This window comes from Cyanothece sp. BG0011 (genome assembly GCF_003013815.1).
GTDB lineage: Bacteria > Cyanobacteriota > Cyanobacteriia > Cyanobacteriales > Microcystaceae > Crocosphaera.
The window spans coordinates 1-15,619 of record NZ_PRLH01000070.1; the positions used below are offsets into that span (position 1 = coordinate 1).

The 15,619-nt window shown below is 35.4% G+C and carries 16 protein-coding genes and 3 pseudogenes; 6 read left to right on the forward strand and 13 right to left on the reverse strand.

Annotated features, from left to right (window positions below):
- Both C4E06_RS09885 and C4E06_RS09890 read left to right on the forward strand, forming a co-directional pair.
- The coding region (locus C4E06_RS09885; RefSeq protein WP_157951138.1) for an HNH endonuclease family protein at positions 1-381 on the forward strand (381 nt) is incomplete at its 5' end.
- A 223-nt stretch (positions 382-604) separates the two neighbouring features.
- Positions 605-793 (forward strand): annotated as a pseudogene (locus C4E06_RS09890) (Uma2 family endonuclease); the annotation flags it as partial.
- Positions 794-1,013: 220 nt separating this feature from the next.
- Here C4E06_RS09890 and C4E06_RS09895 read toward each other — a convergent pair.
- Positions 1,014-2,108 (reverse strand): MraY family glycosyltransferase, encoded by a 1,095-nt coding sequence (locus C4E06_RS09895; protein WP_107667921.1) that lies wholly within the window; start codon positions 2,106-2,108, stop codon positions 1,014-1,016.
- A 119-nt stretch (positions 2,109-2,227) separates the two neighbouring features.
- On the opposite strand from C4E06_RS09895, the gene C4E06_RS09900 reads away from it, so the two are divergent.
- Positions 2,228-3,034, forward strand: a complete 807-nt coding sequence (locus C4E06_RS09900) for a creatininase family protein (protein WP_107667922.1) — start codon at positions 2,228-2,230, stop codon at positions 3,032-3,034.
- Between the two features lie 68 nt (positions 3,035-3,102).
- Here the strand turns inward: C4E06_RS09900 and C4E06_RS09905 are convergent, their stop codons facing one another.
- Complete coding sequence (locus C4E06_RS09905; RefSeq protein WP_107667923.1) at positions 3,103-3,924, reverse strand: hypothetical protein; 822 nt, start codon at positions 3,922-3,924, stop codon at positions 3,103-3,105.
- 198 nt (positions 3,925-4,122) lie between these two features.
- Here C4E06_RS09905 and C4E06_RS09910 point away from each other — a divergent pair, with 198 nt between their 5' ends.
- From C4E06_RS09910 to C4E06_RS29525, 3 genes and pseudogenes are all read left to right on the forward strand, one after another.
- Entirely contained in the window at positions 4,123-4,368 is a 246-nt protein-coding gene (locus tag C4E06_RS09910; protein ID WP_107667924.1) for an AbrB/MazE/SpoVT family DNA-binding domain-containing protein, read from the forward strand.
- Complete coding sequence (locus C4E06_RS09915; protein WP_198648497.1) at positions 4,355-4,747, forward strand: PIN domain-containing protein; 393 nt, start codon at positions 4,355-4,357, stop codon at positions 4,745-4,747. Before C4E06_RS09910 ends, C4E06_RS09915 begins: the two co-directional genes overlap by 14 nt.
- Positions 4,748-4,834: 87 nt before the next feature.
- Positions 4,835-4,921, forward strand: a pseudogene (locus tag C4E06_RS29525) (creatininase family protein); the annotation flags it as partial.
- On the opposite strand, the gene C4E06_RS09925 reads toward C4E06_RS29525, so the two are convergent.
- The 11 genes and pseudogenes from C4E06_RS09925 to C4E06_RS28700 form a co-directional block, all read right to left on the reverse strand.
- The gene (locus C4E06_RS09925; RefSeq protein ID WP_107667926.1) at positions 4,918-5,265 is read right to left on the reverse strand and encodes a type II toxin-antitoxin system PemK/MazF family toxin; all 348 of its coding nucleotides are present in this window, start codon (positions 5,263-5,265) and stop codon (positions 4,918-4,920) included. The pseudogene C4E06_RS29525 and the gene C4E06_RS09925 sit on opposite strands and share 4 nt — an antisense overlap.
- Positions 5,252-5,476 carry a ribbon-helix-helix domain-containing protein gene (locus C4E06_RS09930; protein ID WP_107667927.1) on the reverse strand — a complete coding sequence of 75 codons (225 nt, stop codon included), beginning with the start codon at positions 5,474-5,476 and terminating at the stop codon, positions 5,252-5,254. Before C4E06_RS09930 ends, C4E06_RS09925 begins: the two co-directional genes overlap by 14 nt.
- Positions 5,477-5,647: 171 nt before the next feature.
- On the reverse strand, positions 5,648-6,139 hold the full coding sequence (locus C4E06_RS09935; RefSeq protein WP_198648503.1) for a R3H domain-containing nucleic acid-binding protein: 492 nt from the start codon (positions 6,137-6,139) through the stop codon (positions 5,648-5,650).
- 114 nt (positions 6,140-6,253) lie between these two features.
- Positions 6,254-7,390 (reverse strand): membrane protein insertase YidC, encoded by a 1,137-nt coding sequence (gene yidC, locus C4E06_RS09940; protein ID WP_107667928.1) that lies wholly within the window; start codon positions 7,388-7,390, stop codon positions 6,254-6,256.
- A 103-nt stretch (positions 7,391-7,493) separates the two neighbouring features.
- Entirely contained in the window at positions 7,494-7,889 is a 396-nt protein-coding gene (locus C4E06_RS09945; RefSeq protein ID WP_107667929.1) for a PH domain-containing protein, read from the reverse strand.
- Positions 7,861-8,244: a ribonuclease P protein component gene (gene rnpA, locus C4E06_RS09950; protein ID WP_107667930.1), complete on the reverse strand. Its 384-nt coding sequence runs from the start codon at positions 8,242-8,244 to the stop codon at positions 7,861-7,863. The genes C4E06_RS09945 and rnpA overlap by 29 nt, the downstream gene beginning before the upstream one ends.
- Before the next feature lie 33 nt (positions 8,245-8,277).
- Complete coding sequence (rpmH, locus tag C4E06_RS09955) at positions 8,278-8,415, reverse strand: 50S ribosomal protein L34 (protein WP_107667931.1); 138 nt, start codon at positions 8,413-8,415, stop codon at positions 8,278-8,280.
- Positions 8,416-8,529: 114 nt separating this feature from the next.
- Entirely contained in the window at positions 8,530-11,058 is a 2,529-nt protein-coding gene (locus tag C4E06_RS27785; protein ID WP_198648499.1) for a translocation/assembly module TamB domain-containing protein, read from the reverse strand.
- 140 nt (positions 11,059-11,198) lie between these two features.
- Positions 11,199-14,540 carry a hypothetical protein gene (locus tag C4E06_RS27790; protein ID WP_198648500.1) on the reverse strand — a complete coding sequence of 1,114 codons (3,342 nt, stop codon included), beginning with the start codon at positions 14,538-14,540 and terminating at the stop codon, positions 11,199-11,201.
- A gap of 75 nt (positions 14,541-14,615) precedes the next feature.
- Positions 14,616-15,173, reverse strand: a complete 558-nt coding sequence (locus tag C4E06_RS27795) for a hypothetical protein (protein WP_198648501.1) — start codon at positions 15,171-15,173, stop codon at positions 14,616-14,618.
- A gap of 253 nt (positions 15,174-15,426) precedes the next feature.
- A pseudogene (locus tag C4E06_RS28700) lies at positions 15,427-15,619 on the reverse strand (hypothetical protein); the annotation flags it as partial.

Sequence of the window (15,619 nt, forward strand, 5' to 3'; positions counted from 1 at the left end):
AAGCCAGATAGTCAGTGGTGTAAAGATTGGACAGAGGCAGATAGAGACAAATGGGTACATCGTTTAGGTAATTTAGTTTTGCTTTCCAGAAAGAAAAATTCTGCTGCACGAAATTATGATTTTGAGGAAAAGAAAAGTAAGTATTTCAAAGAAGGCAACACAACAATTTTCCCTTTAACTATTGATGTCGTCAATCAAGAGCAATGGACAATTAAACAAGTAAAAGATAAACAAGAAAAATATGTTAAAAAATTAACTGAACTCTGGAAAATCGAATACAGTAATGTTCAGACTCAACTATCGAATTCTATGGAGATAGAAGAGATAGAGCAAGCTGAATTATTACTTAAACAACTGAGAGAAAAATTAGTTCAACAGTAAACTTATCTGCTGGATTTAATGGCTTTTTAAACTTGTTGATGGGCTTAATATTATTAAGCCCCTACGAGCTTGATTAAGATACAGTGTTAATTATTTACTTTTGATTGGCTTATGATGGGTTATTTAGGTTAATCGTTAATGAGGGGTTAGGTTGAACTTTGTTTAAGTCCGTTATGATTGTACTAGGTATCTAGATAATTATAGTGATATAAAAAAAGATTATATGAACAGTAACACCGTCAGTTTATCTGCACCTCTCAATTTAGATATTGATTTAACTGACGAGCAATTTTTTCAGCTTTGTCAAAATAACCATGATTTGAGATTTGAGCGCACCGCAACCGGACAATTAATTATAATGCAACCCACCCGAAGCGCAACCAGCGAGCGTAATGCTGAGTTAACCTATCAATAAAAGGAATTGTCTCAGAGTATGACAATAAAGAGCAACCTGTCAAACTTATTACTTGTTGTGGAGAGAAATTAGTTGAAAAATTTAGTAATATTTATAATTTTCATATACCCTATCTTGATCAAGAAAATATCGGTAAGATTGAGACTATTACTTTACTACTTAATCAAAATAAAGAATTTTTAGGAGATTCCACTAAATCATCTTTACTAAAGTGCCATCAACCTCGAATCTTACGGCTTTTACGCCAAGCTTGCCAGCCTACATATCCTAATAATACCGTGGCCGCGATCGCAAATCCCCAACCACTGGGAATATTAGATAGTCCTAACGCAATACTACCCACCCATAACGTTAAAGCATAGATAAATAATACAGTTAGACGGTGGGAGATTCCGGCTTGAATTAAACGATGATGCAGATGACGGTTATCGCCAATAAAAGGGGATTTTCCTTGACTAATACGAGAAATAATGACCACAGACATATCTAAAATCGGTACAGCTAACACCACAAAAGGTAATAACACCGCCGTCACTGCTACCGTGGCCATAGTTGCCACTTTCACCAAACCAATGACTCCCACACCAGCGAGGGTAAACCCCATAAAATAAGCCCCACCATCCCCCATAAAAATGCTTGCAGGGTTAAAATTGTAGCGGAGAAACCCTAACGCAGCACCAGCTAAAGCGGCCGCAATTAAAGCCGCGGCCGGTTGTTCCATGAATAAGGCTAACACCATCATCACCACGGCAGAAATGCCACATCCACCGGCGGCTAACCCGTCTAACCCATCGATCCAATTAATGGCATTAGCCATGCCTACGAGCCAAATAACGGTAATCGGAAGACTTAATACACCAATTTGGACTAAGCTACCAAACGGAACCGATAGGAATTCAATACGCACTCCCACCCCCCAAGCAGCACTAGCTACGACGGTTTGTAAGAGAAGGCGAGTCATAGGGCTTAAATTATAGAGATCATCAGCCAACCCAATGAGGAAAAAAGCCACTCCTCCGATAGTAACGCCCCAGATTTCCCATTCTTTATGAGGGGGTAACCAACCAAACCCTCCAAAAATCCAGACCAATAAAAGAGCAATGACAGTTCCAGCAAAAATAGAAACCCCACCCAGACGAACCATCGGACGGCGGTGAATTTTGCGATCGCTTTCTTCTTTACTATTACCTTTTGGGTTATCTACCAGACCTTTTCTTTGTCCAAACTCGTTAATGATGGGGGTACTCCACCAAACCACCACCAGCGCGATGATAAAAGCAACGAGATGATATAGTTCTGTTGGCATTAACATGGGTTTGGTTTGTCCCTTGCGGTTGTGTGTAACAATTTTTACCTTAAGTTACTCTATTTTGGCTAACCCTGTAAACTGTTAATTATATGCGAGTCTGATCACCCCTTTGAAGTAAATTTATGATGCACGGTTTTATTCCTCCTCACCGCTTTTTTCCCTATTTATCCTGGACTGAAATAGACTCAATGGAAGATAAGGAAAATGTGGTTATCGTGCAACCCATTGGAGCGATCGAACAACATGGTCCCCATTTACCGATCGCAGTTGATTCTGCTATTAGTTTAGGGGTTTTGGGTAAAGCCTTAGAAAAATTAGATTTAGAGATTCGGGCTTATAGTTTACCTTGTCTTTATTATGGCAAATCTAATGAGCATTCTGGCTTTCCTGGAACCATTACTTTAAGTGCAACGACTTTATTATCGGTGATCACAGAAGTGGCTCGAAGTGTTTATAATTCAGGGTTTCGTAAACTGATTTTAATGAACTCCCACGGGGGACAACCCCAAATTATGGAAATTGCAGCCAGGGACATTCATCAACAGTATCAAGATTTTTCGGTGTTTCCTTTTTTTACTTGGCGAGTGCCTAATATTGCCAAAGAATTATTAACCCCTCAAGAGTTAGAATATGGTATCCATGCAGGGGATGCAGAAACAAGTATTATTTTGTCTTTATTGCCAGATCAAGTAAAAATGTCCCAAGCGGTTAAGGAATATCCCCAAGGGTTGCCAGAAGATAGTTTAGTGAGTATGGAGGGAAAGTTACCCTTTGCTTGGTTGACTAAAGAGTTAAGTACAAGTGGGGTGATGGGAGATGCTACCGCAGCGACTAAAGAAAAAGGCGATCGCATCTTAGCGTCTGTTTCTGATGGTTGGGTTCAAGTGATTAAAGATGTTTATCGTTTTAGGCAACCTTTAATAAAATAAAAATAGGAAAGCAATAGGATTGGTTTATCGATTTTGGAAACGTTGATTATTTTATTTTTGATACTTGCTTAATCATCTCTTTCATTCCAAAGTACAATATTTTGCGGAATATAATAGTACCACCAGTAATAAGACTTTGGATAATACTGTTCTTGTGAACTTGGTAAGATATGTTTTTTCTTGATAAGTATTTTTTTAAATTGTTCATCTAAAAAATATAGCTGATCGCTATATTTTTTAACGCTACAATAGCTTTTTCCTAACTGTATAGTAGGGCAAATTTCATCTCTAATAATTAAAGGATCTATATAATCCCAATATTCCCAAGCTTTTATATATTTTGAATCGTTTTGCATACCATTAATAAAGTCATCATATTCTTCTTCTCCTTCCCACATAACTAATTCATTCTCTTTTGTATCCCACCAATAATCCCAGGAACTTTTTTTGTCTTGAGCTTGCATACACTGCTCGATAAAATTCTTCCAAATTATTAGTTTAGAAGGTAAGTCATTATCTAGCTCTGATTGAAAAAGATCTATAATTTTTTCTTCATTTGCTTGAAAAATATTTTCAAATTCATTAATAATTTGGCGAGCTTTTAGTAAATCTTTTGAAGATAGCTTAGAGCTATTAATATGAGTTTGTAATTTACCCAAAAACTCAATTACACGCTGAAAGTTTTTTTCTTCTAACTGGCTATTTCTGTTCACAGATGATTGTTTGAAGTCAAAGACTTTATACTTTAAATTTTCTAGAGAAAAAATACAACTATCTAGATATTCGTTCATAGATGATGTTGGATGTATTTCTAGATTCTGCTCTAGAGTGCGAGGATATATCATTTTAAGATAAGTTTCATACCAATTATTATTAAGAGATGATTTCATATACATTAATCTTTGATAAAGGAGATTTTTTTGTAACTTCACTAAAAGTTACGAAAGCATAGAATACTTGTACTTTTTAAAAGTTTTTGCAACAGAACTTTTCTAGGCTAACAAATACACGAGAATATAAATTGGCAATTGCTAATCTGCTCAAAACTCCTTACAATAAAGTAAGGAACAAAAGAAAGGAAAAAAGTAATGCCTTATGCCACCATAACCAGTAAAGGGCAAGTAACAATCCCAAAAGAGATTAGAGACTATCTCAAACTAGACACAGGAACTAAAGTAGATTTTGTGATAACCGAAACAGGAGAAGTCAAAGTCATTCCCTTAGTGACCAACGTTAAAACTTTATCAGGAATGTTAGAGCGGACTAAAAAAAAAGCTGTCACCCTAGAGGACATGGACGAAGCAATTAGGAAGGGTGCAAGTGATTGGACTTGATACAAATGTCTTAATTCGTTACCTAACAAAAGATGATGAAACTCAATGGCAGCAAGCACAACAAATCATTGAAAGTGGTCAACAGTGCTTTATTGCTAACATAGTTTTATGCGAAATAGTATGGGTATTGAAAGGGGAAGCATATCAATACACTAAAGATGATATTATCAAAACTTTAGAAGCGATGCTATCTTGTGAGAGTTTTGAGTTTGAAAATCGTTCAGCTTTTTATCAAGCTTTACAACGTACAAAACAAGGAAGAGCCGATTTTTTAGATTATCTAATTAGTGCGCTCGCTATTCAATTGGGAGCATCATACACCACTACTTTTGACCGCAAACTGAAAGATGAAAAAGGTTTTCAATGTTTGTCGATTTGATTATTAGAAGTTAAATTTTGATTGATCTGTAGAATTTATAGCATTTCCTATACCCATGAGATAAATTATGAAAAAAACGATGTATGCGATCGCTTGTTAGCCTCTGTTTCTGATGGTTGGGTTCAAGTAATTAAAGATGTTTATTGTTTTAAGCAACCGTCTCCTAAATTTTAACCATTGTTGTTGAGTCCCAGATGTAAGACAATGGCTGCATCAACTGACTGCATTAATTTGTCGCTCAACAAACCTATTAGACTTCCATTTATACGTTGTTTAGAGATAGTTCGGATTTGTTGTGCCTGTACTTTAGACGGTTTTGGTAAACTACTGTCTGACGGTGATAGAAATACCTCAAAGGGATAAATTCGACTCACATTAGAAGTAATGGGTAAAATGGTGACGGTAGAAGCTGCACGGTTATTAATATCATTACTGACAATTAACACAGGACGATTTTTAGAAATTTCAGACCCTACAGACGGGTTAAGGTTGGCATAATAAATCTCACCACGTTTCATCGCCTAATCCATCGCCAATGGTCATATCCCAGGCTTCGTCAACTTCAGTAGAAGCCTCTCTATAAGCCTCTTCTAGTTCTTTTTCCTGCAATAAGTTCAAGGCAACTGAAATCACCTCAGAGCGCGATTTATAGCCTTTAGCTGTCTTGTAATGTTCGATAAACCTTGTCAGGGTGGGAGGCAAGGAAATGGATAACTTTTGCGACTGCATGGTAATACTATTTAGTCATCAATAATCTTACTATCTATTTTACTCTCTTTTGATGGGCTTAAAACCCCATACATCTGTTTAATTAGAATTAGAATTAATAATTTAATTTTATTATCATAAATAGTTTCAACAGCGAACAGCGATAACTGGTAACTGTTCACTGTTCACTGACTAATATCTTGGTTTAACAATTAAACGACGATTCGGTTCTTGTCCTCTGCTTTCCGTGGCAATATCTTCGACATTCTTAAAAAAGGAATGAATCTGACGACGTTCAGCTGAAGAAAGGGCAGTCATTTCGACTTCTTGACCGGTTTGACGAACCCTTTGGGCAATATCTTCTGTGAGGGTTTTTAACTGTTCAAGACGCTGCAAACGATACCCATTCAATTCAACTGTAAACCCTTGTTGCTCCTCACTATCAACGGTTAAATTAATCAAAGTATTAGCTAAATATTGAATTGCGTCAATGCCTTCTCCTTTCTCTCCTAATAACATTAAAATCTTATCAAGGGGTAACTGAGTTTCATCGATAATTAACCAGCATTCGGTCGTTCCTTCTAGTTCATTTTCCCGATAATCAACCTTAACATTACTGGGAAAACCCATCAAGTTTAAGAGGTTTTCTAACCATTCTTGACCTGCTTGTTTTTCTTGTTCCATAGTAATCACTTGAATCGATATTTTATCTGTCTTGCCTTGACCTGACTCTCTATTATTATTTTGTGTCTTGCTAAAACGCACAGAAATCATGCGTTTTAGCTTAGGGTGACAACTTTAAGAGGTTTTCTCTTTTTTCTTAGAACGCTTTTCAAAGGGGAGGGTTTCTCTTCCTTTTTCTGCTTTTTCTTGTTCTTCGAGTAACTTTTGCAAGTTTTCGGGTAGGGGTTCCCGCATTAAAACGAGGGTTTGTAGGGTTTGAAAAACGTTAGCTACCACAATATACATTAAAACCCCGGCCGGTAAGGGGAAAAAGAGAAACATTCCACTAAACAGAAGCGGTGTAATCTTATTGATAGCCTGTTGTTGTTGGGCCCCACCTCCAGAAGAACCGGACAATTCTTGGTTAATGTAAATACTGGCACCAAAAAAGAGAATCATCCCTAAAATATCGTAGTTGATGCTGCCATCGTCATTTACCACACCCACTTGTCCTAAAGCTTTGATAAAGAGGAATCCGGTATTAGCAGCAATCCCCGGAATCGTGGCTTGAATAGTGGCTTCTCCGGGGGCTAAGGCTTCGATGGTGCCATCTTCATTAATTTTTACTCTTTCTTCCCCTTTGGTGACTTCATAGGTGGGTTGAATGTCACTATCGGGGTTCTGCTCAACTAATTTAGATAAGGATTTTCCTTCGTTGGTTTGAAATTCGATGGTTGTCTTTTCTCCAACCCCTAGCTTATTACCTCCGGGTAACAAGGCCGCCATGGGATAATGAACCCCATCACTGACGTAGATATTATTGGTTTTGGTGGCGTAGGGTTGGGGGACAACCCGTTCAATTTGTTCTGAGGGCAAAATTTGGACATCAACGGTATAGTTAATGTTAGCGAAGGGCGATCCTCTTAAAGTGGCAAATAAAGCGAACAGAATGGGCATTTGTAATAAGAGAGGTAAACACCCGGCTAAGGGGTTACCAAACTCTTGCATCAGTTTGCCCATTTCTTCTTGCTGTTTGGCGGGATCATCTTTATAACGACGCTGAATGTCTGCTTGTCGTTCTTTCATTAAAGGTTGAGTAATCCGCATTTTACGCATATTGCGAATTTGGCCGGCACTTAGGGGGTACAAACCAAAGCGGATGACTAAGGTTAGGGCAATAATCGCAAAACCATAGCTTGGCACAATCCCGTAGAAAAAATCTAGGATTGGCAACATAATATTTGTGGAAATAAATCCGATACCAAAATCCATTCGTCTTAATCCAAGTAGTTCCCTGATGGGGTGAGCTTTTGTCTAATCTATTCAATAATAGGAGAGAGTAACACTGGGGTTATCTCTATCCTGATGTTAGAAGTTATTGGGCGGTAATCGCTTCAACTGATCTTCCTGTTTTATCGGCGACTTTTTCGGCCATATAATCATAAATTTCTCGGAAGCGAGGAACGGCTCGCATTTCTAAGCGACTTTTATCTCTAAGGGTGACAACAATATCTCCCCATAATCCAATTCCACGGGGGATTTTGGCAATTTTGACAATTTCACCATAAATGATGTCGGTGCGATCGTTACCCATCCAACCACCGGTTATGGAAATACGGCGATCAGTAATCCGATAACGTAACCAAATGGCACGGACGATCGCCCCAACTGTCAAGGGCAAACAAATGACGGTGAATCCTAACAATATATTAATGATTAAATCCCCAATGTGAGGACCCCCTTCATAAAAGGTGTTCTCTCTTATACCCATAAATTATCTCGGCTTTAATTAACAACTCTTCTAATTCTCGCAAAAAATGTTCATATTTGCACTCTGTTGTGTTACGCTTGACCACAATAACCACCTGATGGCCTGGTTTAATTTTAGGCAAAAAAAGACGAATTATTGCTTTAATTTGTCGTTTTATGCGATTGCGAACCACGGCTTTTTTACTGACTTTTTGACTGATGGAAATGCCAAATTGTGTCGGTGGTTTAACTTCTTGTTGATCATTTTGCCAAAATACCCGCATAACCAAGTGGGAACTTTGATAGCGTTTTCCACGGTTATAAACGGTTTTAAATGCCTTGGGATGTCTTAGGCGGTTTGGTTTGGGTAATCCCACGAGTGGCCCATATTGGTTAATTTTCTTGGGAATCTACACGGATAAACGATATCTTCCTTTTTTGCGCCTTGCTTGGATGACTTTACGCCCATTACTTTTTCTCATGCGCGCACGAAACCCTGATGTTCTTTTTTGTTTACGGTTGGTTCCCCCTAAGGTACGCTTAGTCACAATTATGATCCTCCAAAAACGTTATTTTGTTTAAGTCTTTAAATACACAGTCTACCATTATAACATATTCATAGACAATCGAACAAGTTGAATGGAACGCGATCGCTTTCTGACCTAAAATTTATTTTCATAGCGAATGGTAGCTTCATCTAAAGTATAGTCGTAAGAAAAGCGAATTAAAGCATTATCTTCGAGTTTATAAACCGTTTCTACCACAGGAAATAACCGTAAGTTAGTTAATCCAATACTCTCACCAAATTTTGTTGTTTGTTGGTTGGTATTAAACACCCAATCTTGTAAGAAAGGTAAAATAACGACTGCTGACTGTACCACCCCTGTTTGTAATAACTGACTAGAATTTTGTTGTTGTAATTGTTCAACAGCAGGAGGCAATTGTTGACTAAATAAAGTTGATAATTCAGTATTAGTTAAAGGAGGGTTGCTAGAAAAAGAGACAATAGGCGATCGCAATAAATCACCGATAGAATTAGTGCCTAAATTATTAACTTCAATACATCTTGCTAAAGCTCTTAGATTTTCAGGTGACGTTTTATTATAATTAGTAATCGGAGGAGAATTAGGATCATTAAATTGACAAACATCTCCAATAATATTGTTAATATTGGGTAACACTTCATCAGCACTTCCTTGTACATTTAATGTTATTTCTGCTGATTTTGCCCTACCACTTTGTACAATATCATCGGGAATTTCATTATCTTGAATGGAACGAAGAGCAACGGCAAAAATATATAGTTTTAGCTCTAAATCAATGACAGGATTTAATAATCCTTGTTCAGGCAAAAAGGTTAAAGTATTTTGATTTTGATCGCTAATAAAAACACGAGTCACTGGGAAATTAATTTGCCCACTATTTATTTTAATTTGTCCTGATGGTTCAACGGTTAAAATTTCTATTAAAGATAAACGATTAATTTGACCATTTAACGTTAAATTACCACTAAGATTAAGATTAGCACCAATATTAAGAAAACTTCTAGGAATAAGACTGGTTCTTTCGTTTTCAATAGCAATATTATCAAGGTTTATTTGAAAATCATTTAATTGAGGAGGAATAACGATATTATTTTCAGAGGCAAGGGTTCCTAACCATTTTTCTAGTAATACTGATGTTTCTTCAGGTTTTATATTTAACTTAGGTAGCTTTATTGTCCCTTCTGTCAAGTTAAGATTTCCACTAATTTTAGGATTAATTAATGCTCCTGTAATGAAAACATCACCATTAATTAGCCCTTGATAAATTCCTGAGTCATTAATTTCATTTTGTCTAATTTGAATGGTCAGAGTATTATTAATTGTTGGTTGATTTTCAAGGGGTAATAAGGGTAAACTCCCTGTAATTCCTAAGCGACTTTTTACAACATCTACAGCTAAGTTTTCAACATTAATACTTCTATTGTTTATGTTAGCTCCTCCATTCAAAGTGATTACAGTAGGAATTAAATTATTGGTAAATTTTGCATCATCTAAGTTTAAGTTAATTTGACTATCAGAATCTAAAGAAATTCTCAATTGATTATCAATAGAAATTTTACCTTGAATATTAGCTGTAACGTTTCCGTCTCCACCAACCCAAATAATTTGATCAAGGGTTAAAGGTGATAATAAAGTAAAAGATTCTCGTGTTAAATTAGCTGTAATTTTAAACTGATCATTTTTATTTTCTACAATAGGAAAAGGTAGAGTAGCAGAAACATTGATATATTCAGGTTGATTGGTTGCTACCTGTAATTTATCATTACTATAATTAAATTGACCCTCTAAGTCAATATCAAGCGATCGAGCATTAATCACACCTTCATTAAATTCAAAGATACCATCAACAACAGGATTTTTTAAGGTTCCATTGACGATTCCTTCTATATTAATTGAACCATTAACATCACTAGGAATAATAATTAAGTTACGGACTAAATCTAAAGTAAAATTTTCGACTTTAAAAGCTGATGAGTCTAAAGAATACTGACCACTATTATAAGATAAATTAAGAATTCCTAATGCAGTAGTTGTACCTAGTTGAATCATAGGATTAACGGAAATAGTTCCATCTTTCAATTGTCCATTGATGGCGATTTTATCAATAGGAATTACCTGTGAACCTTCCATGACTAACCCTAATGATGGCACAATTGAAGCGGTAGAAGGTTGAGGGTTCCATGTCCATTCATTCCCTTGAAACTGCATAGCAAGTTGAGGATTTTCAATGGTTCCATCTAAAATGATTTCTGCATTATATTGCCCTTTAATATCTAATTCTCTCGGTAAATCTCCTGCTTGGGTTTTGGCAAAAATTTCTTTAATTTTCTGGTCATTTTTCCAAAATAGATACAGTTGTTCAGCAATAGAATTTAAAGTGTTTCCCACAGGGTTAGGTTTAACCTTTTCTGCTGTAGTAAAGTTAGGTTGTTTCAGTTGAAGTAATCTTAATAAACTATCCCAATTGTATAATTGTAAAGCAGTTAATAAATCTTGAATCTTTCCTTGATTAATATCAATTTTTCCTTGAACTTCTCCTGAGTTAATATTTAAGTTACCAACAATATTATAATTACTATTTCCTATAGTTAGTTGGGTTTTTTCGAGTAAAATTAGTCCGTCTTGATATAATAAAGATGCTTTCAATTGATTAGCGATTACATTACCAAAACGAGGTGATGTAATGGTTACTTTTCCTAAAATATTTAAGTCCGATGGGTTGAAACTTATTTCTAGATTAATTAATCCTCCTAAATAGTCAGGTAATCCATAGTTTCCTAAAGGTGCTATTTCAAGATATCGATAGGTAAACTTTCTACATTAGCGACTAAATTATCATTGTCACGTTTTACCCTAGCAATAATGGGAGTATTATTATCATAGGTTTGGCGAATTTCAAAGAAGTCTATAATAGAAACTAAAGAGCAATTTTCTTGAAAACAAGGATTAATAATAGCGGTGATTTTATCTTGTTTTCCTTCTATATTAAGAGAAATTTGGTTCAAAGTATTGATATTGAGTTTACCTCTTAATTCGGGTTCAAATTGTTGCTCATTAAATCCTAAATTTGTTAAAATTACATCACCTACTATCTGTAAATTTCCTGGTGATAACGGTGCAGTTAAGAGATTTTTTCCTAATAAGATTCCTGTCAGGTTACCTTGTCCTGTTAATTCTACTTTTGTGGGTAAAAATTGTTGATTAATTGGAATTTTATCTAGTAATTGTGTTAAGGGTAATTCACTTAAATTAAAGTTGGTTTCAACTTCTAAAGAAATAGTTTCAACATCAGGAGATTGCCACACATTAGAAACAGTTAAATTGCCCTGTGCATTAATAGTTTGTTCTCCGACTTGTAAAGAAAATTGTCGAAGATTAATAGGGATAAGTGAGACAGACGGTAAAATGGAATTGAGAGGAAGAGACGCATTAATTGAAGTATTTATGGTATCTGCTGGAAAATCAGAAAATAAATTAGCATTCAAGCTAGATAATTCAATATTTTTGGTAGTAATATTAGCATCGATAATATTATTACTAATATCTCCATTAACGATTAAATTTCCATTTCCTATCTCTATTTCAGTCTTAGTATAACCAGTAACATCATTAAAATTTAATTGTAATAAAGAAGATAAACTAGCTGTTAAATTAGCTTCTAAATTTTTAATCGTTAAAGTTGGATAATTTTTAAAGGAAAAAGGTGCAATAGATAAAGGTGTCGTTGTTGCATTAATGTTAATTTGTCCTTGATTTAATTCAGTGTTTGCTGTTAAACTGCGATTCGCAATTAACAGATCACTATTAGCAGTAATTTGTAAAGTGTTAAGATTAGATATTAAATTAGAAAGAGTTAGCGATCGCAATTTTCCTTTTATATTTATATCGCTATTAATTAAGTTAATAGGAACTGGAATATTAGGAATAATTTGATTAACCGATAAACTGTTAATAGTAGCAACTGCTTCTAAAGACTCATTTTCTAATTTACCCGTTGCTGTGACTAGACTATCTTCTATTCTAAGAACTATATTTCCATCTCCATCAACTCCACTTAAGTTAAGGTTTCCATTATTCCAAATAGTTTCTAAATTACCCGAAATATTCAAACGAGAATTACTAACTGATACAGGAATAGGTAAGTTAGAAATAAACGTATTAATCGGTAGTTCTAATGTAGTAATATTTGTCTTTAATTGACTATCATTAATATTGCTATTAATGATAACTCTTCCTTCATCAACCGATAACAAAAGATTTGAATTAACATCAAGAGATTGGAGAAAAGATTGATTAATTTCTCCTGATAAACGAAGGTTACCTTGTTCTAAAATCAAATTATTAGGACATTGAAGGTTGATTTCAACACAAATAAGCGTAGCGAAAGGAGTTAAACTTAGTGACTCTGTATTAAGAGAAGATTGCCATTTTTTTGTTGTTAAACTTCCACTCCCCGTAATATTGATAATTCCCTGTTCCGTCCGAATAGCTGTATTTTTTAATAATAAATTATTTTGTTTTATAACAATCTCACCTTGACTAATAATAGTCGTATTAGGTTGGGAAAAATTACCAGAGGTTTGCCACTCAATTAAACCATCAATATCACCCAATTTTCCTTTAAATTCTCCTGTTGCTTGTAATACATTCAAATTTAAATTAGAAGGTAAACTATAATATGTATTAACTAAATTTTGACTCGGTAAAGCGGTTTGAAAGTTAAAATCAATAGGAAACTGTTTAATATCAATCGGTTTATTTTGTTTAATTAATTGACTAATATTTTGCTTAATAGTTCCCTTTGCTTGTATTTGTCCCCCTGTTTGCGGTTCAATTAAAAATTGCTCTAATACAGTTTGATCTAAACTAATTTTAAAGTCAGCTAAAATAGTTTTAAACAGTGTTCTTTCCAAAGTGATCAATTGATCATTAATGAATTTTCCTTGAATGATAGGATTAGTGATTAACCCAGTAACATTAATATTAATATTAAACTTTCCCTTTGCTTGTATGGGTAACTTAATGGGGAGAACTTCCAAAATATTATCAATATTGAAATTTTGAACATTAATTTTGATATTATTCCCTTTTTGCCAATCATAATAACCTTGTAAAGTGGTAATAATATCTCCTAAAATAATTTTTCCTTGTTGAATTAGTATCTTGTTTTCCTCAAATTGAACAGCTAAATCTGCTTGTATTGGTTTTTTAAGAGAGTTAGCTGTTGCTTGAAAATCGCCTAATTGTACATTTCCTTGCCCTTTAGTTTCTCTCAAATCTCGTAAAGAAGGTAAATTAAGATTTAAATTAGCCTTAAGATAACTATCATCAAGATTAAAAGGAAGATTGGGAAGAATAGACAACCAAGCTTGCAAAGGTAATTGATTGAGTTGTAAGCTTATTTTGCTTTTGGTACTTTTAACAAACGTTTCTCCTTGCAGTTGAATTTCATTACTTTCTAGTAACCCTAAACTAAGATTATAAAGCCACTTTCGCTGTTCACTTTTTTGATATTCTAAATTGCCAGAAGCTTTAATATTGACTGTTTTTTCCGATTGATAAGGTAATAAAATAATTTCAGTATTTTTAACATTAACCGATAAATCGAAATTCAGAGGAATAACTTCGTCCGTGGCCTTGACATTTAACCATTGGCCTGGCTTTTTTTCACGAATTTTAACCGTTACCTTTTGAGGAGAAACATGAACAGCTAACTTTCTTTGTAATAAAATGGTTAAAGGATTGAACGTAACCTTAATGGTTTCGGCCCTTAACTGACTACTGTATTCAGTCGTCTCTGGAATATAAGCATCCTCTAGCTGTAAACTGGTAAAAGAAAACCCCTCTAACTCACCAATCTCAACGGGACGATAAATAACTTTACTGAGTTGTTTTTCTAACCAAGGAGGTAAATACTCCCTCAACAAGAAACTTAACCCCGTATAACCGATGAAAACGAGAGTCACAGAAGTCGTTGCAATAACAATAGTCTTCGGTTTTCTGGCAAATCTGAGAAAACGGTTAAACCAACTAGACAAGGGGTTTGGAGGTGGGGGAGACTGACTCATGAGGATTCGAGGATGAGGAGACGTTAAAAGAAAATTTTCGACTAATCTAACGTACTTCAAAAAAATCTTTCTCAGAAATTGGTGAGCAATCGGGGGCAATATGCCTCACAATAATGCCCCGACTAATTTAAGTCCCTACCGATAGCTAACCAGCAAGGGGATCGTGGTCAAGCCGGCGCGATCGTAGTCGCTCATCAGTGCTTTAAAGCTAATCCATTCGGACTCTGATTCGATGCCGATACATCCAGCCGTCCCCGGAACATTGCGATCGGCGTGAATGCCAAAATCTCCCCTTGTGGTATTCCCCACAGAAACCATGTGAGGATTAATCTTGTAGAACTTGCCAGCAATGCCAGGATTAGATAGGGTTAAAGGACTAATTACTACTTTGTAATGGGTTTCATCGACTAGCTTCTGGGAGGGAATGGGCCCGCGCATACGCTGATTCTCTTCCCCCCCTACTCCTGACAAGGCATCCCAAGCGCCGTCTATTTTCCCTTCTTTGGTGTTAACCGCGATTAATTTTCCCTTTCCTCTGTTACTTTTATCTCCCATAAAAACCAAGATTTTAGGATACTTTGCATGATTAATCTTAGTTTCTCGGACAATTGTTTTAACTCTTGTTTCTGGGTTTGGAGTATCAGCAATGAGTAAGGAAAGTGGCGGAAAAAAATAAGTAAGCGATCGCGACAACAATTAACCAAGGATAATGATACTTGAAGTTATCTAGAAGGTTGATAAATAGGGATTTCAGGGAGTGGTACACCTTGGTTTGTTTCATCTTGCCTCAAACTGTCTTTAATAGTTAATAGAGTGCTGACAGAGAAACTAAAACCAAAACAGCATACAAGGATTAAGCAGAATAAAAGCGGTTCAGTGCGGTCAGGAGGATCGGGTTTAGAAGTTGCTAAGTTTTTCTTTCTGAACATAGTTAAACCCTCTTTAATTAAGGTTGTGGATAGCCTAAAAGGTCATCAAGTTTTTGGTGGATCGTGTTTTGATTATTGCCTGTGTATTCCCAGATTTTTAACTGAAAATTCCGATGCCAATAAGGAATATCAAACTCAATCCCGAACGTACTAGAATAGGGGGGATTTGTATGATCTCTATCTGATTTAGATAGACTTTTCCTACTTTTA